The organism is Acinetobacter genomosp. 15BJ (assembly GCF_000400715.1).
Classification (GTDB): domain Bacteria; phylum Pseudomonadota; class Gammaproteobacteria; order Pseudomonadales; family Moraxellaceae; genus Acinetobacter.
Window position 1 is genome coordinate 710221 of the sequence record NZ_KE007347.1, and the last position, 24912, is coordinate 735132.

Annotated in this window: 25 protein-coding genes; 18 read left to right on the forward strand and 7 right to left on the reverse strand. The window is 42.1% G+C overall.

The features are described 5' to 3' along the window. The first annotated feature begins 36 nt into the window (after positions 1-36). The 5 genes from F896_RS10760 (at position 37) to F896_RS10740 (ending at position 4522) form a co-directional block, all read left to right on the forward strand. Positions 37-1089: a beta-keto acid cleavage family enzyme gene (locus F896_RS10760; protein WP_016163536.1), complete on the forward strand. Its 1053-nt coding sequence runs from the start codon at positions 37-39 to the stop codon at positions 1087-1089. 119 nt (positions 1090-1208) lie between these two features. Then, positions 1209-2549, forward strand: coding sequence for an MFS transporter (locus tag F896_RS10755; RefSeq protein ID WP_016163537.1), 1341 nt, complete (start codon positions 1209-1211; stop codon positions 2547-2549). Next, the gene (locus F896_RS10750; RefSeq protein WP_016163538.1) at positions 2546-3193 is read left to right on the forward strand and encodes a DsbA family oxidoreductase; all 648 of its coding nucleotides are present in this window, start codon (positions 2546-2548) and stop codon (positions 3191-3193) included. Before F896_RS10755 ends, F896_RS10750 begins: the two co-directional genes overlap by 4 nt. A 5-nt stretch (positions 3194-3198) precedes the next feature. Next, positions 3199-3525, forward strand: a complete 327-nt coding sequence (locus F896_RS10745) for a Rieske (2Fe-2S) protein (protein ID WP_016163539.1) — start codon at positions 3199-3201, stop codon at positions 3523-3525. Next, positions 3518-4522 (forward strand): YeiH family protein, encoded by a 1005-nt coding sequence (locus tag F896_RS10740; RefSeq protein WP_016163540.1) that lies wholly within the window; start codon positions 3518-3520, stop codon positions 4520-4522. The genes F896_RS10745 and F896_RS10740 overlap by 8 nt, the downstream gene beginning before the upstream one ends. 88 nt (positions 4523-4610) lie before the next feature. Here the strand turns inward: F896_RS10740 and F896_RS10735 are convergent, their stop codons facing one another. Then, positions 4611-5627: an AraC family transcriptional regulator gene (locus F896_RS10735; protein WP_016163541.1), complete on the reverse strand. Its 1017-nt coding sequence runs from the start codon at positions 5625-5627 to the stop codon at positions 4611-4613. Positions 5628-5927: 300 nt separating this feature from the next. Here F896_RS10735 and F896_RS10730 point away from each other — a divergent pair, with 300 nt between their 5' ends. Both F896_RS10730 and F896_RS10725 read left to right on the forward strand, forming a co-directional pair. After that, positions 5928-6521 carry an RBBP9/YdeN family alpha/beta hydrolase gene (locus F896_RS10730; RefSeq protein WP_016163542.1) on the forward strand — a complete coding sequence of 198 codons (594 nt, stop codon included), beginning with the start codon at positions 5928-5930 and terminating at the stop codon, positions 6519-6521. 231 nt (positions 6522-6752) lie between these two features. After that, a complete protein-coding gene (locus F896_RS10725; protein WP_016163543.1) occupies positions 6753-8585 on the forward strand; it encodes a DUF1302 domain-containing protein in 1833 nt (610 codons plus the stop codon). A gap of 76 nt (positions 8586-8661) precedes the next feature. On the opposite strand, the gene dsdA is transcribed toward F896_RS10725, so the two are convergent. Further along, the gene (dsdA, locus tag F896_RS10720) at positions 8662-9987 is read right to left on the reverse strand and encodes a D-serine ammonia-lyase (protein ID WP_016163544.1); all 1326 of its coding nucleotides are present in this window, start codon (positions 9985-9987) and stop codon (positions 8662-8664) included. Positions 9988-10314: 327 nt separating this feature from the next. On the opposite strand from dsdA, the gene F896_RS10715 reads away from it, so the two are divergent. The 8 genes from F896_RS10715 to F896_RS10680 all read left to right on the forward strand — a co-directional run bounded on the left by F896_RS10715 (position 10315) and on the right by F896_RS10680 (position 18423). Then, positions 10315-11190, forward strand: a complete 876-nt coding sequence (locus F896_RS10715) for a MaoC family dehydratase (RefSeq protein WP_016163545.1) — start codon at positions 10315-10317, stop codon at positions 11188-11190. An 18-nt stretch (positions 11191-11208) separates the two neighbouring features. Then, entirely contained in the window at positions 11209-13488 is a 2280-nt protein-coding gene (locus F896_RS10710; RefSeq protein WP_016163546.1) for a molybdopterin-dependent oxidoreductase, read from the forward strand. 288 nt (positions 13489-13776) lie between these two features. Then, positions 13777-14808, forward strand: coding sequence for a GTP 3',8-cyclase MoaA (gene moaA / locus F896_RS10705; protein WP_016163547.1), 1032 nt, complete (start codon positions 13777-13779; stop codon positions 14806-14808). 22 nt (positions 14809-14830) lie between these two features. Continuing rightward, the gene (locus tag F896_RS10700; protein ID WP_016163548.1) at positions 14831-15082 is read left to right on the forward strand and encodes a MoaD/ThiS family protein; all 252 of its coding nucleotides are present in this window, start codon (positions 14831-14833) and stop codon (positions 15080-15082) included. Positions 15083-15084: 2 nt separating this feature from the next. After that, positions 15085-15588, forward strand: coding sequence for a molybdenum cofactor biosynthesis protein MoaE (locus F896_RS10695; protein WP_016163549.1), 504 nt, complete (start codon positions 15085-15087; stop codon positions 15586-15588). Between the two features lie 17 nt (positions 15589-15605). Next, complete coding sequence (moaCB, locus tag F896_RS10690) at positions 15606-16529, forward strand: bifunctional molybdenum cofactor biosynthesis protein MoaC/MoaB (protein ID WP_016163550.1); 924 nt, start codon at positions 15606-15608, stop codon at positions 16527-16529. Further along, positions 16529-17758, forward strand: a complete 1230-nt coding sequence (locus tag F896_RS10685; protein WP_016163551.1) for a molybdopterin molybdotransferase MoeA — start codon at positions 16529-16531, stop codon at positions 17756-17758. Before moaCB ends, F896_RS10685 begins: the two co-directional genes overlap by 1 nt. Before the next feature lie 182 nt (positions 17759-17940). Beyond that, positions 17941-18423, forward strand: a complete 483-nt coding sequence (locus tag F896_RS10680) for a winged helix-turn-helix transcriptional regulator (RefSeq protein WP_004807462.1) — start codon at positions 17941-17943, stop codon at positions 18421-18423. A 1-nt stretch (position 18424) separates the two neighbouring features. On the opposite strand, the gene F896_RS10675 is transcribed toward F896_RS10680, so the two are convergent. Further along, positions 18425-19822 (reverse strand): aminotransferase-like domain-containing protein, encoded by a 1398-nt coding sequence (locus F896_RS10675; protein WP_016163552.1) that lies wholly within the window; start codon positions 19820-19822, stop codon positions 18425-18427. 125 nt (positions 19823-19947) lie between these two features. Between F896_RS10675 and F896_RS10670 the strand changes: the two genes are divergently transcribed. Further along, positions 19948-20811, forward strand: a complete 864-nt coding sequence (locus F896_RS10670) for a DMT family transporter (RefSeq protein ID WP_016163553.1) — start codon at positions 19948-19950, stop codon at positions 20809-20811. 8 nt (positions 20812-20819) lie between these two features. Here the strand turns inward: F896_RS10670 and F896_RS10665 are convergent, their stop codons facing one another. From F896_RS10665 to tusD, 4 genes are read right to left on the reverse strand one after another with little or no spacing between them, the layout of a single operon-like run. Then, positions 20820-21131 (reverse strand): TusE/DsrC/DsvC family sulfur relay protein, encoded by a 312-nt coding sequence (locus F896_RS10665; protein ID WP_016163554.1) that lies wholly within the window; start codon positions 21129-21131, stop codon positions 20820-20822. A 38-nt stretch (positions 21132-21169) separates the two neighbouring features. Further along, on the reverse strand, positions 21170-21445 hold the full coding sequence (locus tag F896_RS10660; protein WP_016163555.1) for a hypothetical protein: 276 nt from the start codon (positions 21443-21445) through the stop codon (positions 21170-21172). A gap of 9 nt (positions 21446-21454) precedes the next feature. Then, on the reverse strand, positions 21455-21805 hold the full coding sequence (locus F896_RS10655; protein WP_016163556.1) for a hypothetical protein: 351 nt from the start codon (positions 21803-21805) through the stop codon (positions 21455-21457). 43 nt (positions 21806-21848) lie between these two features. Further along, entirely contained in the window at positions 21849-22217 is a 369-nt protein-coding gene (gene tusD, locus F896_RS10650; RefSeq protein ID WP_016163557.1) for a sulfurtransferase complex subunit TusD, read from the reverse strand. 67 nt (positions 22218-22284) lie between these two features. Between tusD and F896_RS10645 the strand changes: the two genes are divergently transcribed. Together F896_RS10645 and fumC are read left to right on the forward strand one after the other, a co-directional pair. Beyond that, on the forward strand, positions 22285-23292 hold the full coding sequence (locus tag F896_RS10645) for an NAD-dependent epimerase/dehydratase family protein (RefSeq protein WP_016163558.1): 1008 nt from the start codon (positions 22285-22287) through the stop codon (positions 23290-23292). 115 nt (positions 23293-23407) lie between these two features. Then, on the forward strand, positions 23408-24802 hold the full coding sequence (fumC, locus tag F896_RS10640; protein ID WP_016163559.1) for a class II fumarate hydratase: 1395 nt from the start codon (positions 23408-23410) through the stop codon (positions 24800-24802). Positions 24803-24912 lie beyond the last annotated feature (110 nt).

The following is a 24912-nucleotide window of genomic DNA, read 5'->3' on the forward strand; positions in this document are numbered from 1 at the left end:
TAATACCGTTTTATAAAATACAAACAGGAGATGCACATGCAATTCTTTGACGATTCTTTGCACCCAGAAAATATGGAAAAAGTAGTGATTACCGTTGCGCCGTATGGCCCAGAGTGGATGCCAGAAGACTTTCCTGAAGATATTCCGGTTACTATGGATGAGCAGATTCAGAAAGCGGTGGAATGCTATGAAGCAGGCGCAACAGTGCTGCATTTGCATGTGCGGGAACTGGATGGTAAAGGTTCTAAACGCTTGTCTAAGTTTAATGAACTGATCGCTGGGGTTCGTGAAGCCGTCCCAGACATGATTATTCAAGTCGGTGGCTCGATCTCCTTTGCACCTGAAAGTGAGGGTGAGGCAGCTTTGTGGCTGAGTGATGATACCCGTCATATGCTGGCTGAATTAACACCAAAACCTGATCAGGTCACTGTCGCAATTAACACCACACAAATGAATATTATGGAATTGCTCTACCCAGAATATTTAGAAGGTACGTCTTTGGCTCATCCAGCAATTCAGGAAGCTTATGCTGAAATGACTGTACCAGCTGGGCCTGCATGGGTCGCAGAGCATTTAAAACGCCTTTGCCAAAATAATATTCAACCGCATTTTCAACTGACTGGAATGCATGGCCTAGAGACCTTAGAACGGATGGTACGTAAAGGCTTATACATGGGGCCATTGAATTTAACTTGGATCGGGATTGGTGGTGGTTTTGATGGGCCAAATCCATTTAACTTCTTTAATTTTATTCACCGTGTACCTGATGGTTGCACACTGACTTCGGAATCATTGCTTAAAAATGTATTGCCATTCAATACCATGTCGATGGCGATGGGTTTTCATGCACGGGTTGGTAATGAAGATACCATTATCGATCATCGTGGTCAGCGTTTCTCATCTGTACAGCAAATTCAGCAAACTGTACGTATTGCACATGAATTAGGCCGTGAAGTAGCAACAGGCCCAGAAGCACGAGAAATCTACCGAATTGGTGTGCAATATCAAAGTATTGAAGAAACCTTGCAAGCCAATGGTATGTCACCAAATCGTCAACCAAAGCAAAAAGGTGTGCCTCAGCGCCATTAAGCCTGAGCAATAATGGATTGAACGTCAAAATAAAATGCAGTACGCAGCAAGTGTATTCAAATAGCAAGCCACGTACTGCAATTAAAAATAGAAATCATAACAATGACAAGGAGGTCCCTATGGGTGCTCATCCATATACCGTACATACGGATCATGTCGATAACCCGATCGATGTACCACGACGTTATGCGTGGTTAGTATTTGCGCTAACATTTGGCTTGTTGATTTCAGACTATATGTCTCGGCAAGTGCTAAATGCCGTATTTCCATTGATTAAAACTGAATGGGCCTTGACCGATAGTCAACTTGGCTTATTAAGCGGCATTGTCGCGCTGATGGTCGGTATTTTAACGTTGCCTTTATCCTTACTGGCGGATCGTTTCGGGCGTGTGAAAAGCTTGGTCATTATGGCGGTGCTATGGAGTTTGGCGACCTTGGGTTGTGCTGTTGCTGAAAACTATCAGCAAATGTTTGTGGCCCGTTTTATGGTCGGTGTGGGTGAGGCTGCTTATGGCAGTGTTGGCATTGCAGTGGTGGTGGCAATTTTTCCACGCGAAATGCGGGCTACGCTGGCCAGTGCATTTATGGCTGGTGGAGTATTCGGCTCATTTCTCGGCATGGCACTAGGCGGTGTGATGGCTGAGCATTTTGGCTGGCGCTGGGCATTTGGTGGCATGGCGTTGTTTGGTTTGATCTTGGCTTTGCTTTATCCCATGGTGGTTAAAGAAAAAAGAGTCAACCTAAGCAGCAAAACATCCCACAACGTTCAGAAACAGCAACAGAGCAAACAGTGCTTAAGCACGATTTATTCAAGTCGATCAGTGATCGCAACTTATATTGGTAGTGGTTTTCAACTGTTTGTTGGCGGCACCGTCATTGTGTGGATGCCGAGTTATTTAAATCGTTATTACGGCATGAATACCGATTCTGCAGGTGTGCTGGCCGCCGTGATTGTACTGTGTAGTGCCGTCGGGAGCATTCTATGCGGCGTGCTCAGTGATCGATTTGGTCAAAACTGCCCAGATCGTAAGGTGAGTTTAGCGATTGGCTACTGTATCGGGAGCTGTTTACTGCTTTCGATTGCGTTTGCAATGCCAGCAGGAAAATCTCAATTGTTGCTGATATGCATGGGAATGTTTATTGCGTTGGGAACCAATGGTCCATCCAGCGCGATGGTGGCTAATCTGACGCATAACAGCGTCCATAGTACGGCTTTCGCGACCTTAACCTTAGCCAATAATTTGTTGGGATTGGCACTCGGTCCTCTGGTCATCGGCAAGTTCTCCGATGTGATTGGTTTAGATCATGCCTTTCAATTGATGCCTTTAGTCAGCATTGTGGCAGCAGCCGTATTTCTCTATGCCAAGAATTACTATCACCAAGATATTGCACGACTGACTGAGCAAGCAGTTTTACCCAATCTAGACAGCACTCGTTCATGTGGTGCGGAAGAAAAATGATGATGCGTGAATTAAATATCGATGTCTTTTTTGATTTTATTTGTCCGTGGTGCTTGATCGGCAAACGTCAGTTACAGGCTGCAATTGCGCAATTACAGCAAAGTGATCCTGAGGTTGAAGTCATTGTACATTGGCATGGTATGCAGTTACTTCCTGAGATTCCGATAGCGGGTGTCGATTTCAAACAGTTCTATCAAAAACGATTGGGCAGTCTGGATGCTGTAAAACAACGCCAAACTCAAGTGCGTCAGGCAGCCAAGACAGTTGGCGTCGAGCTGCGTTTTGAAAAAATCAAATGGATGCCAAATACGGCTCAAGCTCATCATGTGTTTCAAAGCGTTTTTACACTGGGAACAGCGCAGCAAGCGGAGCATTTACTGGAACAGCTCTTTGCTGCCTATTTCGAAGCAGGTGAAAACCTAGGAGATAGTGCTGTGCTGAAAAGAATTCTCAAGCAATGTGGTTACTCGGTGAATGAACAGGGCCGTGGATGGTCGGAAGTCAATCCGTCTTTTCAGTCGACCTATACAGGGGCAAATGGCGTGCCTTATTTTATTTTTGATGGTTATCTGACCTTGGCTGGTGCGCATTCAGTCGATGTGCTCTATCAAGCCATGTTAGAAGCCTTGGTGGTACAAGGATAAGGGCAATGACTATTCGTTTTCAGGTTCCACAAGAAAAAATCCCAGTATCAGGGGCGAGAGCCTTTCTCCAAATTGAAGGAAAAAATATTGCACTGTTTCATATTGGTACGCAGTTTTATGCGATTGAGGATCGTTGTCCACATCAAGGTGCATCTTTATTTAGTGGCAAATTAGAAGGGCAAACGATTCGTTGTTGTGCCCATGGTTTGGTTTTTGATCTGGCGACGGGATATATGTTGAATTCAAAGCATTTAAAAGTGGCGGCCTATCCGGTTGAAGTCGATGCAGCGCAGCTATTTATCCTGATCGGTTCAGGAGAAAACAATGACTAAATTCATGGATTTTCGTCTGCGCACCCGTGAGTTGATGCCAGGCCTTATTGTCAGTACCGTTGTTGCAGCAGCGGCTTGTTTTCTATCAGAGCATTATGGTGCACCTGTGATGTTATTTGCTTTGCTGTTGGGAATGGGTTTGAACTTTCTTTCTAGTGAAAGTCAATGTAAAGCAGGCATCGAATTTACGGCACGAACAGTGTTACGCATCGGGATTGCCTTGTTGGGGATGCGGATTACGCTAGGACAAATTACCGCGTTGGGCTGGCAACCGATTGTACTGGTGATCACATTGGTGATCGTGACGATTTCAGTTTCAGTAATCACGGCTAAAATTCTGGGTTTTAAAAAACTTTTCGGGATGTTGACCGGCGGTGCAACTGCAATTTGTGGTGCATCAGCAGCCTTAGCGCTTTCCGCTGCATTTCCTCAACATCCTCAAAAAGAAAAAGCCACGCTATTCACTGTCATTGGTGTTTCTGCACTGTCCACGTTGGCTATGATTGTTTATCCGATGATTGCACGATGGTTAGAACTATCGCCACAGCAGGCAGGTGTATTTTTAGGGGCAACTATCCATGACGTCGCACAGGTGGTTGGAGCGGGTTATAGCATGTCGCCAGAAACAGGTGATACTGCAACCGTAGTTAAATTGATGCGGGTTGCCATGTTATTGCCTGTCATTATTTGTGCGGCAATGATCACGCGTATGCAAGGCGGAGACGCTACAGGCAAACATCCACCTTTATTGCCTTGGTTTGCCGTTGGTTTTTTAGTTCTTGTCTGTATTAATAGCACGGGTTGGGTTCCAAGCATGCTACAGCAAGGGGTGAATGAATTATCGAAATGGTGTTTGGTGATTGCAATTAGTGCCTTAGGCATGAAAACACAACTGAAGGAACTGGCCTCTGTTGGAATTAAACCAATTTTGCTGATGCTGGGTGAAACCATTTTCTTGGTGGTATTGGTCTTGCTATTGATGCATTGGATGTTCTAGAGACTATTATCTCATCAATATGAGATTTTTGAGATCAAAGACGAAGTAAATCAGCTTTGATCTCAAAGTTTTGTATGGCTTGTAATCATCATGATTTCATAACAGATTTGTTGTTATTCCGCCAAGTGGTCGGTGACATACCAAATTCACTGCTAAACCAACGAGTAAATGAACTTGGCATTGAATAACCTAAAATATCCGAAACTTGCCCAAGCGAATAATTCAGGTTTTTGAGATAGCGGAAAACCAGATTGCGGCGCACATCGTTGATCAACACACTGAAGTTGGTATGTGCGGCTTCCAAACGGCGCTGCAGGGTACGGACGTTGATGCCATGAGTATGGGCGACTTGATCAATAGTGGCCCGTCCCATAGGCAACAGCAGATGAATACTTTTACGAATATCAAAAATAATCGAAGATTCACTTTCCCGATGTAATAGATCCGTCTCAAGAAAGCGTTTGGCATGTGCCAGCATCGTGGTATTGGCGTGTGGATTGGTTTTATCTAATTCCGTTGCATTGCAAACAATACCGTTAAATTCGCTGCCAAACTCTAGCGAACAACCAAACATACGTTGGTGCATCGCCGTATCATGTGGGGCATCATGGGTAAAGTGAATACTCAAAGGGTGCCATTTCTGCAAAAAAGCAGCACAGAAGCGGTGGGTAATGCCTAAAGCAAGCTCGATGGCTTGGCGACTGTATTCTGTCGCTGTGGTAATCACTTCAACTCGAATAATGACGGTATGACCGACTTCTTCAATATACATTTCCAATGCGTTATTGATTAGATTTCGATACTGCACAAGGGTGTATAAGCCATCACGCAAGGTATGTTGATAACTCAATAATAAACTCAGCTCACCAAAATCTGCGAGTTGGCGTTGTTCTGCCATATGCAAACCGAAGTATTCACAACCACTCAATTGGGCTGATTGTTCCAGCAGCGTCACCGCTTTGTCTACGGGAATACGCTGTGTACTGTCTTGTAGCTGTGCAGGATAAATGCCTGCATCGGACAACAGTTGGTATGGATTCAGGTCTAAATGCTGGCTGACATCTAAATAATTTTTAAGCACAGCAGTATGGGCAAGTGGCACCATGCTGATCTCCAGATTTCTAAAAATAACCTTCCTAGTTATGCCTTATTTATAACTAAAATATGGTGTTTGGAAAAGTACTAAGACTGACATAAATTGATGTTGGCATGATGATTGTTGTTTTTGAAGCGACTTTTTCTGCAAAGCATATTGATATATATGAGATCGTTTGAAGTGTGCTGTCATCAAATGAAAAGTGCCTGTCGTGCCATGTATATCCGTCGCTCTATTGACCCTCTATGTTGAATATGACGTGATGCGTCCCCGTTATTTTTATCAAAGCAAGGGTTGAGTGGTGTAAAGATGGAAAAAATACAAACAAAGGCAACGGTTTTAATTATCCCCGGTTTGCGTGACCATGTCGCTTCGCATTGGCAAACCATTTTAGAAACACGCTTAGCCAAGGTCCGTTCAGTGCCACCTTTGCAAGAAGATAAGCTCAACTGTGCAAAACGTGTTGCTGCAATACAGGCTGAACTGGAAAAAATACAGGGTCCAGTAATTCTGGTGGCGCATAGCGCAGGGGTACTGATGACAATACATTGGGCCGCGCGATATCAACACTCTATTCAAGGGGCATTGCTGGTGACACCACCTGACTTGAATGACGTTTGGCCAGAACATTATCCTTCGCCCAAAATGCTCAGACAAGCAGGATGGTCGCCATTGCCTAATCAAGTGCTGCCATTTCCAAGTATTGTGGCTGCTAGTGTCAATGATCCACTAGCGCATTTTAATGCAGTGGCGGCAATGGCGAAAACATGGGGCAGTGTATTGATTAATCTAGGTGCTGTTGGACATCTCAATCCTGTATCTGGGTTTGGTCCGTGGTCTCAGGCAGAACAATTGATTCAGCAATTGGATTGTAAGGTCGATCAACCGAGCCTGATAGCATAATTAATCTTGCTACAAACCAATCTAAAACATTGTCTTATGCCGAGCCATGTTTGGCTAGATTTCTTTGATTTCGCATTTAAGTACAACATGCCTTGAAGCATAAAGACCCATCGGAAGGCAGGGTTTGAGCCCAGTTGCTTAAAACAAAAATAGAACGACCTGAAAATGATTGCATTTTGCTGAATGGGTCAGGTGTTAATTATTCATACATCATATCGATATGGAGATGGTATGGTTTGTCATGTTAAACATTCAAATGAACAAGTAACCACTGCTATTTTAGCCCAAACAACGCTGCTGTTGGGATTGCTGTGTTCACTATCAGCTGCTTCAGCAGCTAGTTATAAAATCAATGAAGACTGGAGTTTAGAGAGCAATACTACGATTGCTCTGGGGGCAAGTTGGAGTACCCAAGCGCCATCAGCCGCATTGTTATATAAACCCGATGCCAATCATATTGGCAAAAATGGCATGAGTGTAGATATTAACGGTGATGATGGTCGGGCCAACTTTGATCGCGGAGATGTCATTTCACAAATGGTTAAGGGTTTAACGGAATTTCGTTTAAACGGAGCGCAGCAAGGTGCGGTGTTGAGCGCCAAGTATTGGTATGATCATGCCTATGAAACAGGGCACGGTGATTTAAAGCCTTTCGATGATTCTGAATGGCCAAGCTTGGTTAAGTTTAAAGGAATCGAGTTATGGGATGCCTATCTTTGGAAAAATATCGAATTTGATTCCAAGCAATATCTCAACCTGAAACTGGGTAAACATCGCTTGAATTGGGGGAAGTCCCAATTTTTTCAAAATGGCTTGAACTCGGTCAGTGCTTTTGATTTTGCTGCCATCAATCGACCTGCCAGTGAAGCCAAAGAACGGGTGATTCCGGTCGAGATGTTTTCTTTTGAAGCTGTGATTCAGCCGAACTTAAAATTGGAAGGATTCTATCAATTTAAGTTTAGGCCGTCGGTGGTGGATGGTTGTGGGACGTTTTTTGCAATTTCAGATTTTGTCCCCGAAAATTGTGGACCGATTATGTTAACGGTGACACCCGGTGATAACTTAACTGAAACTGCTGCCAAGGCACAAACCTATATTCCTCGTTCAGCCAGTCATTATGCAAAAGACAGTGGGCAATATGGTGTTGCACTGAAACGAAATCTATCGAGCCTGAATCAAGCTGAATTAGGTGTTTATTTCGCCAATTATCATAGTCGGAATGCAAACTTTGATGGTGTCGCGGTGACTGCTGCTGGCGTTGAAAACTTTAAAACGGCACGTTTTTTTTCTATTTATCCTGAAAATATCAAGATCTATGGTCTAAGCCTGAGTGGAAAGGTCGGTACAACCCAGCTGTTCAGTGAGTTGAGCTATAAACCCAATCAACCCTTACAGCTGAACGGAACAGATATTGTCTATGCTCAGGTGCTCTCAAAAGAAACGCCACTTAAACCTGTGGGTGTTGCTGCTGAGTTTGGCGAGTATCTGCAAGGATATGTCCGTTTGCCAGTCACACAACTCTCCATTGGCGCCACTGATACCATTACAGGCATTTTAAAAGCAGACCGTTTGTCTTGGGGTGCAGAATTCGCAGTGAATCATATTGCCAATATTGGCAATCATCGTTTTGGCCGAGTTGGGGTTTTTGGTCGCAGTGAATTATCAACAGGTGCTTATAATTCAGAAACAGGTGATTTTAAGTGTACACCCTATGGAACAGCAAACCTTCCGAATGATGCTGTTGATCGTTTGAATGATCGTTATTGCAATAAAGACGGTTTTTTTAGTGAATGGTCATATGGTTATCGGCTACGTGCAGCTCTAAGTTATAAAGACCTTTTACCTGCAACAGTGATTACACCCAGTTTAAGTTTTCGCCATGATCTATCAGGATATAGCCAAAATTTTCAGCAAGGGCAAATGAGTCTGGCTGCCGCAGTATCGGCCAACTTTAGACAAAAATATTCAGCAGAGGTTATCTATCAAAACTTTTTTGGATCAAATGACTTTAGCACGATTGATGACAGAGACTTTATATCACTTGCCTTTAAATACAGTTTTTAATTGATTTAAGTAAATTATATAGGCATTCAAACAGCATGGCATTCGTCGTGCTGTTTGAATGTTTAAATAAAGGGTTTTAAGCTTTTGCCAGATAATTCTGCATTTCTTCTGCGGGAACCATCCCGCCACCCGTTCCCCATACAATATGATTGGCATGCTGTAATTGCTGTGCAGTAAATTGATGCAAATCTATATAAGCTTGATGTTTGCTCACTAGAATTGGTCCTAACATACCTGCAAGTGCAGAAGGCTCAAGTTTAAGGTTCTCAGACTGGTTGAGCATTCCGAGAAAGCGATACATGGTTGGGTCATCCAATGTATAAAAACCATCTAATAATCGTTGCATGGCACGACCAACAAAGCCTGAAGCGCGGCCCACAGCAAGGCCATCTGCCGCCGTAATATTATCAATGCCAATGTCCTGAACTGAAATTTCATCATGTAAACCAGTCGCGACACCGAGTAACATACATGGGGAATGAGTGGGTTCGGCAAAGATACAATGTACATGATCGCCAAAGGCCATTTTTAGGCCAAATGCAACACCACCAGGCCCGCCACCGACACCACAAGGTAAATAAACAAATAAAGGATGTGCTTGATCCACAACAATATGATGTTGATCTAATTGTTTCTTTAAACGTTCACCCGCAACGGCATAGCCTAAGAATAAGGTTTTGGAATTTTCATCATCAATAAAAAAACAATTTGGATTTTCTAATGCTGCTTTTCGGCCAGCTTCTACTGCAACACCGTAGTCTTGCTCGTACTCAATCACCGTTACGCCATGAGCGCGTAACTTATCTTTTTTCCATTGTCGTGCATCTGCTGACATATGCACTGTCACATCAAAGCCCAACTTTGCACTCATGATGCCAATCGAGAGGCCAAGATTGCCTGTTGAGCCGACCGCAATGCTGTATTGACTAAAAAACTCTCTAAATTTTGGGCTATTCAGTTTGGCATAATCATCGTCAAGAGTGAGCAAATTTGCTTGTAGCGCAAGCTGCTCGGCTCGATAAAGTACTTCATAGATACCACCTCGTGCCTTAATTGATCCTGAAATGGGGAGATGGCTGTCTTTTTTCAGCCAAAGTTTGCCTGTAATTTTCTGGTCGAAGTGGGTTTCAAGCGATTGCTGCATATTCGGGATATCGATTAGCTCAGATTCGATGATTCCTTTAGCTGCAAGGGTTTCTGGAAAAACAGCCATGAGGTAGGGTGCAAAACGCTGTAAACGATCACGAGCATCATCAATATCGGCTTGTGTTAGCCCAACATAGGGCAAGCCTTGCTCAAGCGTAGTGAATGACGGGTTAAACCAGATCGTCTCTTTAAGTTCAATCAGGTCTTTAACAATCGGGTAGTGTGTAACAAGATTTTGAATTTGATTCGAATCCATTCGGTTTCTCATGAAATTTTACATACATCAATAACAGCGAATTGCCCAAAGCGATTCTATGCATTTGGATAAGTCTTCCAGTATGCTTGAGATTAAACCAAGAACAATGATTTTTCACGTTTTTAATGCAGACTTTTTGAGAATAATATTATTTGATTGGAGATTAACTTTTGTTAATTTATGACCAGTACACTTGACCTTTGTTAAAATGAGTTCTATTTTGGAACTTAATTGATTTTTGACCATATCAGGCTTGTCTAATCAGGACTAGAATTAACCCAACTATGGTTTGAAAACTAAGAAAAATAAAAGAAACAGGAGTTTCATATGTTTGCGATTCATTACCAACAGATTCCCTTGCAATTCTTATTCGAGCATCAGGCAACTTTGGCAGGACTCGGGAAAATAGGCTTACGCAGTCTAAAAAAAAGCAAGGTTGCTCCAGTTGATTGGCAGACACTTGCACCGATCAATGAGGTGATTGATGGGCCGAGTCAAGATTTGATTGAGCATTACATCCAATGGAGTGGTGCTGAGCCTAGTAAGTATCAAGACTCAATCCCAACACATATGGTGTCACAATGGGGATTGTCCTTTGCAACACGATTATTGCTTCAAACTCACTACCCACTGAGTCAAGTGATCAATCAGGGCGTCAGCCTGAAAATTCATGGCAAACTTCCTCGAGATCAAAAGCTGCTCATCCAAGCCAAGATTGCTAATGTAGATGAACGTAATGGACTAGCACGTGTTTCTGTGCAAATTACCACAGGTACAATTACACAACCTGAATTAGTCGAAACAGTGTTGCATATGGCTTTTATTTTGCCGCATTTTGAGAAAACTAAACGTGTAGAAACAGTAGACCATAAAACTTGGCAGCGTTTAGGTGAATGGTCTGCGACAGCAGATGATGGTTTGAAATTTGCCTTACTTACAGGCGATTTTAATCCGATTCATTGGATTACACCATTAGCCAAACTGTCAAACTTTGGTCAAAAAGTGCTGCATGGCTTTGGGGTGTTCGCACGTAGTTTTGAATTACTGCCACAACCGATTCAGCAAATTGATGTCCGATTCCTAAAACCTGTCAAACTTCCTTCAGAACATAACCAAGTTGAAACCAGTACCGAGCAGGAACAAAAGTATCTCCGCGTTGTAGGTTCAGCAGGGCAAATCTGTTTAATGGGCCAATATTCATAAAATAATAAGGTGAGACCGATGACGATGCTAACAGCAACAAGACAGGATGTAACTGCTTGTATTTTGTGTTCACGTAATTGTGGACTCAGTGTAGAAATTGAAGATAACCAGTTTCAGAAAATTAAAGGCGATGACCAGCATCCTTTTTCACAAGGCTATATCTGCCAAAAGGCAGCACGTTTGCAGCATTACCAACAACATGCTGATCGTTTAACTTCACCGTTAAAACGTCAGGCAGATGGTTCATTTAAAGAGATCAGCTGGGAACAAGCCATTCAGGAAATTGCTGAGCAGCTGGTACAGATTCGAAATACTCATGGTGGAACTGCATTTGCATCCGTCGGTGGTGGTGGGCAGGGCAATCACTTAGGCGCAGCCTATGGTCGGCAGTTGCTCTATGCCATGAAAAGTTTCTATTCCTACAACTCTTTGGCACAGGAAAAAACAGGGGATTTCTGGGTCAATGGACGTTTGTTTGGCAGTCAATCCTGTCATACCACCGAAGATGTAGAGTATGCAGATTATGTGCTGTTTATCGGCACCAATCCTTTTCAAGCGCATGGCATTCCAAATGCACGTGATACCTTGAAACACATAAAAAAAGATCCACACCGAACCATGGTGGTGTTTGATCCACGCGTGACGGAAACGGCTAAACAAGCCGATATTCATGTGCAATTAAAACCAGGAACTGATGCTTATCTGATGTCGGCCATGATCGCGATCATGCTGCAAGAAGAGTTATATGATCAGAGATTTATTCAGCAACATACACATGGTTTTGATCAGGTCAAACAAGCTTTCTTGGCTGTTCCAATTGACGAATATATCCAGAAAGCAGATGTCTCAGCTGAACTGATTTACCAAATTGTTCGTGATTTTGCTCAAGCGAAGCGTGCTTGTGTCCGGATTGATCTCGGTATTCAACACACCTTAAATACCACTTTAAATGGTTATTTGGAAAAGCTTTTATATTTGCTGACAGGAAATTTTGGTAAACAAGGCGGTAATAACCTGCATACCATGTTTATTCCAATTCTAAGCAATACCGATGAGCGTAATCCTAAATATCGTCGTACCGTACATCATAAAATGTTCCCGATTTCAGGCTTCTTTCCTCCGAATATTTTGCCTGATGAGATTCTAAAAGCAGGGGAAAAGCGAGTTCGGGTGGTGTTTGTAGATAGCTGTAATCCTTTATTGACCTACCCAGATACGGCTGCCTATGAACAGGCTTTTCAGTCCTTAGAGCTTTTGGTGGTGGTCGATGTGGCCATGACTGAAACAGCGCGGATGGCGCATTATGTCTTGCCTGCACATAGTCAATTTGAAAAGTGGGAATTCACAGGGTTTAATTTGGAATTTCCTAAGAACGGCTTTCATTTACGCCATCCCTTATTTAAGGCACAAGGTAATAGCCTACCTGAAGCCGAGATCTACACACGCTTGCTCGAAGCCATGCAGGTGATCCCTCCACAGTTTCCAATATTGAGTAAAATTGCAGAAAAAGATTCCGCCAATACCGCTTATCTTGCTTATTTCGGTGCGCTAGGTGTCAGTTTTGCGAAAAATAAAAAGTTAATTCCCTATGCGGCGTCAATTGTATATCGCACCTTAGGCAAAACTTTGCCGAATGATGCCGCATCAACTGCCTTGTTATTACCCATATGTATGCAATATGCAGCTCACCATTACCAAGCGGTAAAGCAAGCAGGCTATGTCGGCAATCGTTTAAACCTAGGCGTTAAGTTATTCCAGAACATTTTGCAGCAACGCTCAGGCGCGGTGTTATCACAACATGACTATGCTGATGTTTGGGAATTGATCGCCTATAAAGACAAGAAAATTCGTTTGGCAATTCCTGAAATGTTCATTGAACTGGCTCAACTGAAACAAGGTTCAATGACTTTAACCACAGATTATCCTTTTATTTTATTGGCAGGCGAACGTCGCAGTTATAATGCCAATCAAATTTATCGTGATCCTGCTTGGCGTAAAGTCGATGCAGAAGGACGTTTAAGGATAAACCCAGAAGATGCGCAGACTTTCGGGGTCGAAACAGGACAGATGCTGTACTGTATTTCTGAGCATGGCAAGATTCAGGTCACGGTCGAACTTGATGAGGGAATGCGGAACGGCGTGGTGTCGTTGCCGCATGGATATGGATTACGCTATCGAGGTGGAGAACCGGTTGGGCCACAATTGAATCGTCTTACTTCTGCTCAGCATTGTGATCCGTTATCCAAGACACCATATCATAAATATGTGCCTGTACGTTTAGAGCGACTCACCGCTTAGACGATCAGCCTATTGATATTTTTGCTTAAATGCACCAAATTCTTTCATGTTAGTTAAATCATGTTTGAAATTGGTGCAATATAAACTGAACAAAAATATGCTGACAGGCGTAATTTTTATTTGTAGATTGAAAGTGTGACTTATTCAATTAAATAAGCAACATCATCATAAAGTTGCTGTGTGATTGGAATAATTATTGCTATAAAAAATAATTCACTGTGATGAGTACAACAAGGATGCACAGAAGCTGTGCTAAACCCAGTAAAAAGATTCACAAAATGAGTGCGTATGATGAAGCATGAGAGACCTGAAACGAGCTTACCGATCTTGCAAGATCAGTATGGTCGGATTAAGCGTAAGTTACGGATTTCCGTAACCGACCGCTGTAATTTCAAATGCGTTTATTGTATGCCTGAGCATCCACAATGGATGAAAAAGCACGATTTGCTCAGTTTTGAAGCCTTATTGATTTTTTGCAAATATATGGTTCAACAAGGGATTGAAAATATTCGCATCACAGGGGGGGAACCCCTTATGCGTCAAGGTGTAGTGCATTTTATTCGTGATTTACAGGCCTTTAGGGCGTTGGGACTGAAACGCATTTCAATGACCACCAATGGGCATTATTTAGCGAAGTATGCGGAACAATTGAAGCAAGCGGGCTTGGATGATCTGAATATCAGTCTGGATAGCCTTGATCCGCTTCAATTTAAACAACTGACTAAAAAAGATATTGTGCCTGTGCTGAATGGTATTGAAGCAGCAAAAAAGGCTGGTCTTCCGTTCAAAATCAATTGTGTTTTGATGCAGGGTCAAAATCATGACCAAATTGTGCCGATGGTACGCTGGGCAAAACAGCAGCAGATCCCATTGCGCTTTATTGAATTTATGCCGCTGGATGGCGATCAGCACTGGACCGATCAAGCGGTGGTGAGCGAAGCTGAAATTCTTGCGCAACTCAAACCTTATTATGACATTCAAGTCTTGCAACAACTGCATGAACCAGCACGAATTTATCAACTGGATGGCCAATATAAACTCGGTATTATTTCAACCATTACCCATTCATTTTGTGGAGACTGTGATCGCATCCGCTTAACGGCTCAGGGTGAACTTTACAATTGTTTGTTCGCCCAGCAGGGGCTCGATATCAAAGCTGATTTAGAAGCCACTATTCAGTCCAATCTGGATAGCAGACAACACACATTGCAACAGCTTGATCAAAAAATTAAACCTTATATTTGGCATAAGGCTAAAGGCTATCATGCAATACAGCATCAACAAGCTCGTAAAATCAGCATGCATATGCTGGGTGGTTAAATAAAAATGGTCTGGAGAAAATATGCAAACCATTGAGATAAAAATAGAAGCGTTTGGGGCAATCGAAAGGTTATTGCCGAAACCGCTGGCATTTGAGTTTGCAGCAGACCGAATGGTCAAAGATGTGTTGGCGTATATTGTGACAATTTATCCAGAGGCGGATCAAGCCATGGAAAAATGTGCCTGTGCGATTGGGGAAGATATCATTTCACGCCAAACCCCCTTAGAAAATTCCTGTACTTTAGTCTTGTTGTCGCCAGTGGCGGGAGGATAAATATGCGTGAATTTGCCCGCGTCCAAGATCAGGCTTTAAGCCTAGATAACTTTGATCCGATTCAATCATTTCCTGAATGTGGTGGTGTTGATATTTTTATTGGAACTGTCCGTAATCACCATGAAGGAAAAGCGGTTAAAGCACTGAAATATACCTCTTATACACCTGTCGCAGAAAAGATGATTCGTGCAATTGAACAGGAAATTAAAGATAAATATCAGGTTTCTTATGTACGTGTCATGCATCGGATAGGTTATTTGGATGTGAGTGAAACTGCGATTATTGCGATTGCCTATGCGGCACATCGCCGTGAAGCCTTTCAAGCCTGTGAAGAGGCGGTGGAGCGGGTCAAACATGAAGTGCCGATCTGGAAAGAAGAGTTTTTTATGGATGGTACCAGTCAATATGTAGAAGGCTGTTGTATCCGCAAAGATACTGCTGAATCAAATCATCAGGTAAAGCATCATCACTATGAAAATTGCAGCCACGAGCATACACACGAATAAAGCGTCAGGAAGTTAAAATGAAAAATGTTGGGATGAAACCCGAGAGTTATCGTGTTGCAGAAGCACAAGCGATTTTACATGCACCCGCACATTGCATTCAGTTATTGCGAGATGGTAATACCGAAAAAGGTGATGCTTTAAAAACTGCACGCATTGCAGGGATTTTAGCCGCTAAACGTACGGACGAGCTGATTCCGCTCTGCCATCCATTACCGATCTACCGTGCCGATGTCGATTATGATCTACATGACGACCATGTGGTGATTCTGACCACAGTTGAAACCATTGGCCCAACAGGCGTGGAAATGGAAGCTCTAACGGCTGCAAGTCTGGCAGGCTTAACCTTGTATGACATGTTAAAACCACATTGTGAGCCTGAAGAGCTGTGTTTAGATCAGTGTAAATTGCTAAAGAAAAAGGGTGGAAAATCACACTTTAAACGTACTTTGCGCCAACCTGTTTCAGCGGCTGTAATTGTACTATCAGATACGGTTGCAGCGGGTCGTAAACCCGATACTGCAGGTAAGTCCGTGGTTGAGACTTTGACTGAAGCAGGATTTGATCCGATTCATTATCAGATTTTGCCAGATGAAGCTGATCAGCTTAAAAATTTAGTCCTAGAGCTGACCAAATCTTATGCATGCATTATGACGGTTGGTGGGACAGGGATTGGCAAGCGCGATATTACTGTGGATACCTTAGAGCCACTATTGGAGCGCAAACTTGAAGGCTTAATGGAAGCGGCGCGTTCATTTGGACAAAGACGCACACCTTATGCGGCGATGTCTCGTGGCGTTGCTGGGTTTATTGACCGCTCATTGGTGGTGACCTTACCGGGAAGTCGTGGTGGGGCAAGCGAATCAATGGCGGCGATCTTAACAGCGTTAGTACATATTTTTGATGTCTGTCGTGATCTACCCCATCCAGGAGGTTATGAATAATGTCAGGATGTGGTGCTGAAAAAGGTCTGATCAGTATTGATGAAGCATTAGCATTGGTGCAAACCCAAGCTAAAGTTTTAAAAGTTGAGACATTACCTTTAGCCGATGGACTGAATCGTTATTTAGCTAAAGCGATCAATTCCAATGTCGATCTGCCAAGTTTTTCGCAAAGTGCAGTGGATGGTTATGCCCTGAATTGTTCTGTTGAGAATCTTCAGGACACGGTATATGACGTGATTGGTGAAATTAAGGCAGGCAGTGAATCTGAGCATCAGCTCAAAAATGGGCAAGCGATTCGTATTTTCACAGGTGGAAAAACACCTGAGGGAACAACGCATGTTGCACGACAAGAAATCGTCGCCGTTGAAGCCAATCAAACCATTCGATTGACTGAACATATTTCAGCGCAAGCGGATATTCGTTTTGTCGGTGAAGAGGTGCAACGGGGTCAGCAATTGGCGGATGTTGGGCAACGAGTTAATATTGGTGCACTGGCCGCGCTGAGTATGGCCGGTGTACAACGCATCGAGGTTTTTCAAGCACCTAAAGTGGTTGTGGTCATTACTGGAGATGAGGTTGCGGAAACGCCAGAAGATTTGCAGGCAGGGAAAGTTTTTGATGCCAATGGGCCGCTATTGAAAGCTTGGTTGCAAGACTATGGTATAGACGCAGAAATCTTATACATTGCAGATCAAGCCGCAGAGGTGACACAGTGTTTTGAGCGCTTAAAACAACAATATGACCTGATCATAACCACGGGTGGTGTTTCCGTTGGTGATTATGATTTTGTTCGTCCGTGTGCCTTTGAAACAGGTTTTGAGCAAATCTTTTGGAAGGTAAAACAAAAACCCGGTAAGCCATTATTCTTTGCCGAATACACACAGCAAGATCATTGTTGCTATTTGTTAGGTTTGCCTGGTAATCCTGCTGCCGTCTATGTGTGTATGCAAGTCTATGGCAAAGCCTTGCTAGATGCCTTGCAGAACCAACGCCAACCCTTGCAGTGGTTGAGTGGGGTACTCACCCATGACCTAAAATCGGATGCGCGTGAACGTTTCTTAAGAATGCAGGCTTATTTTGATCAAGGGCAGCTCAAGTTCCAAAGTTTGGCGAAACAGCAATCGCATATGCTGAGTAACCTCATGCAAGCAAACAGTCTGGTACGTATCCCCGCTAATACAAAACTGGAAAGCGGACAGCTCCTTTCTGGACTATTCATTCACAACTAAATTGTTTTGATTAATTTATGTAAAATGACTGAATATTGGTACTTTTAGCCAAGTACCAATATTGCATCTGATGGATAAGGTGGTTTAGTGTATATTTTATATTGTTTAGTTTCTAAACATGACGGTTCAAGACATAGATGTCTTTTTAAATAAAACTTTAAAAAAATGATTAGGTGATAATAATGAAATGGGACGAAATTGGCGACCAGCCATGTTCAGTGGCGAGGACGCTTTCAGTATTGGGTGATCGTTGGACAATGCTCATCTTACGTAACGCATTTATGGGCATACGCCGTTTTGATGATTTTCAGCGTAGTTTAGGGCTTACACGTCATGTACTTTCAGAGCGTTTAAAGCGTTTGGTTGAGCATGGGATTTTGACTAAAGTGCCGTACGTTGATCGTCAAGAGCGTTTTGAATATCAATTGACAGACAAAGGCTTAGATCTTTATCCAATTATTCTCTCGATGGTGCAATGGGCTGATAAATGGATGGATATGGGGTTAGGTAAACCTGTTGAATTCACCCATAAAAGTTGCGGTCGGAAAATTAACCCCAAAGTGGTGTGTTCTGAATGTGATGAACCGATTCAGGCCAAAGATGTTCGTGTCGCGGCTGGGCCTGGTTATTTCGCTTTTATAGAGCAAAAAAAGCAAAGTGCCTGATTTATAAATTTTGTCGTTCTGTCTCTTGTTGAATGGCATGGGATAGAACCTCAAAAACTTTGGGTTGTAGTGATTGTGCAACATTAAAACGAATAAAGTTCTTGAAATTCTGGCTTTGGCTAAATGCATTTCCTGGAGCCAAAATCACGCCATAGTCTAAGCAATTCTGCGCAATACTTGCTGTATCGAAGTGGTGTGGTAATTCACACCATACAAATATCCCCGCAGTGGGTTTAACCCAGATTTTGATTTCCAGTTTCTCAAGTTGTTTGATTGTTGCATCCATCGCTTTGGATAAACTTACCTTTAATTCGTCTAGGTATTTACGATAATTTCCATCAGTTAATGCAGCATACAAAATTTCTGAAGATAAATTACTCCCTCCAAAGCAAGTCGCGATTTTGATATCAGTTAGATCCTCAATCCATTCCGTTTTGGTTGCAATATATCCTGTCCGGACTGAGCCAGATAAAGTTTTAGAAAAACTGCCGATGTGAATGACACGAGATAAGCCATCCAAAGCGGCGAGACGAGGGGCACTATGCAGTTCTAAATCTGCAAAAATATCATCTTCAATCACGATTAAATTGGATTGCTCAACCAGTTTTAACACCTGATAAGCCGTTGATGCTGTTAGCACAGCACCAGTCGGGTTATGGATGCCTGAGTTGGTAATGTATAAACGTGGGTTGTATTTTTGGATCGCCTGCGAAAATGCTTCAAGATCAGGCCCAGTCGGCGTATAAGGGACGCCAATGATCTGAATCTGGTGAACTTTGAGTAGGGCATGAAAGTTGAAATAACAGGGATCATCAACTAGAACCACATCATTCGGTTTGAGAAAATAACGACAAATTAAATCGATCGCTTGCGTGCCGGAATCAGTCAATAAAATCTGATTCGGGCGCGCTTCGATGCCTTTGCTCAAGATTCTTCGTGAGAGTAATTCACGTAAAGGTGCTAGGCCTAAAGGTGTTGAGTAATCAGTCAAAATGTTGGAAGGGGCTTTAGATACTTTACGAATGGCTTTGCGGATATTTTCATGGGGCATCCAGTCATCGGGTAACCAACCGCAGCCAGGCTTTAAAACCCCTTGTTTTGCTTCCAAGGCTTGTCTTGAAATCCATAAAGGATCGATGCTTCGATCAATCGTTGGATAGATTTCAGAGATAGACAAAGGCGCAAGTGGTCCTGCAACAAAAAAGCCCGAACCTGTTTTAGCTTCAATAATCCCTTGAGAGGCAAGACGTTCATAAGCTTCAACAATGGTTGAAATTGATAGATGAAGTACGGCAGCTAAAGCACGAACTGAAGGCAAACGAGAGCCAGGAAGCAATGAACGGGTTTTGATTTGCTCATGAATGTGCTGTATCACGAAATCAATTTTTGTACTTTTCATCTCGATCTATCTTTAAACTGTATGGGTTAATAAGCCAATACAGTTATTTGGAATTGTACTGTACTGTGTATGGTGCTTAAACCATATCACAGTTTAAATTCTTCATATAGATTTGGAGAATTTAAATGAAAACTTTCAGTAGTGGTTGGATGAATGGTTTGATCGGTGTGATTATTTTTGCCGGTTCACTACCAGCCACACGCGTTGCGGTTATGGATTTCAGCCCTACCTTTTTAACTGCTGCTCGTGCCGCAATAGCGGGCCTTCTTGGTTTGGCTTTGATCTTATTATCACGTCAGCAATTACCAACCCGAAAAGATTGGTTACCATTATTTTATGTTGCGATAGGGGTTGTAGTTGGCTTTCCGTTATTTACAGCATTAGCACTCCAATATGTGAGTGCTGCACACACTATTGTCTTTGTAGGTTTATTGCCTTTGGCGACTGCTATTTTTGGTGTGCTACGAGGTGGAGAAAGACCGAATTTCGTATTTTGGTTATTTGCAGTTTTAGGTGCTTCACTGGTTTTTGGTTATATGCTGATTCAAACAGGAAGTTGGGTTTTCAATTACGGTGATATTTTCATGCTATTGGCAATCATATTCTGTGGTTTTGGCTATGCTGAAGGTGGGAAGCTCTCTAAACATTTAGGCGGCTGGCAAGTGATTTGCTGGGCTCTGATTATCACGTTGCCGATTATGCTATTCATTTCATATCTATATATGCCTGCGAGCTTTGCTCAAATTTCAACATCGGCAAAAATTGGTCTGGCCTATGTGTCTTTATTTAGTATGCTGATTGGTTTTTTCTTTTGGTATAAGGGCTTGGCACAAGGCGGGATTGCAACAGTTGGACAACTTCAGCTACTGCAACCGATCTTTGGTTTGGTCATTGCGGCAGTCTTGTTACATGAACAAGTAAGTCCAGCCATGTTTGGCGTCACGATTGCAGTAATTGCCTGTGTTGCTTGTGCCAAGAAATTTGCGTAAATAAGAAATTATAAACAATTAGCAGGTTTAGGTACGCCAGCCAAGCGACTTAAATGTCGAGCGACTAAACCTGTATTAAATTTTTGTTGCAAGGCTGCATTATCAATTTCAGGACTAATGGTTTTCATTAAAAACTTAATCAGCGGACGTGTTGCAGGTGAATGTCCAAATTGCTGATAAAACTGGCGTACCGCATAAAGAATCTCAAAGTGCCAGTCGGTTAACTGCAAATCTAAAGACTTCGCTAATTCTTGTGCAACGTCTTGATTCCAAATAGTGTAATCAACTAAATGGCCGTCTTGGTCTAACTCTAACTGCATAAAATAGCCTAACAAATTTAAAATGAATTGAAGATGTCTTACTTCAAAGAAACGCAACGTTTGAATTTTAGGGTTAAATCTGCAAATTGTGCATAATCGATCATTTGAATCCGAGATTTAATTTCATCATCAAGTAAGTTGTGCTCATTACTTAAACAATAAATGTTGTAATAAGTTGCTGTAATCGCGCTAGGTATTTGAATTGCTGCATTACCCATAATCACAATATAGTCATCAGATTGTGCCATTTTAATTAAATCCGACCAAATTTGATCAGCATTAGATTGCACGAGGAACAGTGTTGTCGCTTGCATGGAGTGGCCTTACCAGTACATTATGTGATCAAATGATTGAATAAATTCAGGACAGAGATCAACAAATTCAATTTCCTGTTCTGTATTTTTAACAGCGTTAAGTTCTTGATTTATTGATTCAATTAAAATTGGGGTTAAATCATAGAACTCAAAACTTTCAACCAAGTTGGATGCAATTTTAAACTCGTGTAAAAGTTGATCAAATTCTAATTTATTATCCAATAAGTTAATTGCTGCACATTTTAATAATACTTTGACAGAAATACCAAAGGTTGCTAAAACCATAGTAGCGGACAAGCTTTCATTGATTTGCAAACTTGTTAAGTTAGGTTGAGTTAGAATGACGAGTACAGATTTCACACAATTTACCTTTTCAAAGCAACACTCTAGTAAAGAACTTTAATTAAAATTGAATTAAACGAGAACAGCTTTGTACTGCGTCAGCAAGTTCTCCGAGACCCACAAGTTCAAAGCCATTGGCTAAGTTGTGATGTTGAAGGGAATGACGTTTTGCATTGTCCGCATCAGTGATACCCCGAGCAAGGGCAGCACTGACACAGACAGGGAGTCGGATGCCAAGCTTTTGCCATTCTTGTTTTAAGTTGCGTTGATCATCGGGAAACCACTGGAAGTCATTCGCAACCTGAACACCATCTTGGTAAAAGAAGACACGAACTTCTTCATCCTTATTTTGAAGCGCTTGAGCTAGACCAAAAGCATGCCAAGCCATAATCGACGTAGGAGAAGAAGTAATTAGCAATAGTGTGCTCATGGAATATTCACTATGGTCATAATTGGCGAAAAAATGATGGACAGATATAAAGGAAGGTAAGTATACAATGATTTTGCTGACAGGTGGTTTAGGCTTTATTGGTTCACATATTGCTTTGAGCCTTTTGGCTCACGGGCAAGAAATCGTCATTGTGGATAATTTAGCCAATTCGACCTTACAAACTTTAGAACGTTTAGAATATATCTCAGGAATGTATATTCCATTTGCGAAACTTGATGTTCGAAATACACCAGCACTCAATAAAGTTTTTGAACAATATTCCATCGACACTGTGATTCATACAGCCAGTTTTAAATCATTAGAAGAATCTGCTTTAAAACCTCTTGAATATTATAATGACAATGTTAGCAGCATTATGAGCCTGTTAAGAGCAATGCAACGCATGGGGGTAAGACAGTTAATCAATTTATCCAGTCTAGCGGTTTATGGCCAATCAAGTGCTGAACTTAAGGAAGAAACTGAATTTAATTATAAATACTCGAATCCTTATGTTCGATCTCAGCAAATGGTTGAAGATATTATTGCAGATACTTATCGTGTCGATCCAGAGTGGCGGATTGTAAATCTGCGGTTGTCCAATATTGTTGGTGCATTTGAGCATGGTGTATTAGGTGAATTTATTACTCAACTGCCTAAGAATATCGTGCCATTAGCTTTACAAGTTGCTGCTATGCAGCGTGAATGTATTGAATTGCAGAATCAGGCCCCGACTGCCGATGGAACTGTTGAGAGAAGCTTTTTACATGTATTAGATGTATGCGATGCCATTTTAATGACCCTAAATTGGTTAAGCTCTCGGAATAACTGCATGGAGTCATTCAATATTGCACATTCACAACTGACCTCAATTCAAAATTTATTAAATGAAATTGAAAAAGTGACTCAGGCGAAAGTTCATGTTCAGCCTGCAGTATTTCAGCATGAGGAGATTGCGCAATTAGGTGCAGTAATTGACAAGGCAGAGAAGATTCTTAACTGGTCACCAAAACGACCTTTGGCACAGATGATTGAAGATGAATGGCGCTTTTATCTGAATACCTTAAAAGGTAATTAAGATAATGATTCTTATTTACAATTATATCTGCTTTGATTAGGATAACGGCAACTAGCCAAAGCATCACTTTGCTTCAGCCCGTGAGAACTTTAACCAAATAGAGTAGAGGTTGTTTATGCAAATGCGAATTGAACACGACACAATGGGTGACATTGAGGTCCCGAATGAAGCCTTATGGGGTGCGCAAACGCAACGAAGTTTACAAAACTTTAAGATTGGTCAAGAACGCTTGCCACGTACCATGATTCGTGCGATGGGGCTTGTGAAGAAAGCTGCTGCCATTACCAATGCTGAATTAAAACAACTGCCTGAAGATTTAAGCCAATATATCGTTGGTGCTGCTGAAGAAGTAATTACTGGACAATGGGATTCACAATTTCCATTGGTGGTTTGGCAAACCGGTTCAGGTACGCAAAGCAATATGAATTGTAATGAAGTCATTGCCAACATTGCCAATCAGAAATTAGGGCAAGTATTGGGTGCACAAAAACCAGTTCATCCGAATGATCATGTCAATCGTGCACAATCAACCAATGACTCGTTCCCAACCGCAATTCATGTGGCTGCAAGCATTCAAATTAATGAATTACTTATTCCAGCCGTTGCGAAGCTAAAAGAGACTTTACAGCGTAAGTCAGAAGAATTTGACGATATCGTCAAAATTGGTCGTACCCATTTACAAGATGCGACCCCTTTGACATTGGGGCAAGAGTTTAGTGGTTATGTTTCGCAATTAGAGCATGGCTTAAAGCGTTTACAGCAAGCACTGTCTGGTTTATATGAATTGCCTTTAGGTGGGACAGCAGTTGGTACTGGATTAAATGCACATCCAGATTATGCGGTTAAAGCGGCTGAGCAATTAGCTGAATTAACAGGCCTGCCATTCGTGACCGCACCGAATAAGTTCGAAGCATTGGCTGGGCGTGATGCTGCTGTGTTTGCATCTGGTGCATTAAAAACACTTGCCGCAAGTCTGAATAAAATTGCCAATGACATTCGTTGGTTGGCAAGCGGTCCACGCTGTGGATTTGGTGAAATTCGTATTCCAGAAAATGAACCTGGTTCAAGCATCATGCCGGGTAAAGTTAATCCGACACAAAGTGAAGCGATGACCATGGTTGTTGCTCAAGTTTTAGGGAATGACACCACAATTAATGTAGCGGGTGCTTCTGGTAACTTTGAGCTCAATGTATTTATGCCCGTGATTGCTTATAACTTATTGCAATCGATTCAGTTGTTGGGCGATGCATGTAATAGCTTTAACGATCACTGTGCAGTTGGTATTGAACCAAATCGTGACAAGATTGATCACTTCTTACATAACTCATTGATGTTGGTCACTGCGTTGAATCCTGTGATTGGCTATGAAAACTCTGCCAAAGTCGCGAAAACGGCTTATAAAGAAAATAAAACCTTAAAACAGGTCGCGGTTGAACTTGGTTTAGTGACTGCTGAGCAATTTGATGAAGTAGTTAAGCCTGAAAATATGGTTTCTCCAAATAGTAAGTAAGCTTTATAGGTGAAATAAAAAATCCTTCTGTTCATAGAGGGATTTTTTATGAGTAGTTTTTATAAAGTGAACTGCGTACAATATACTTTTGATTTACCTGATTGTTGCTT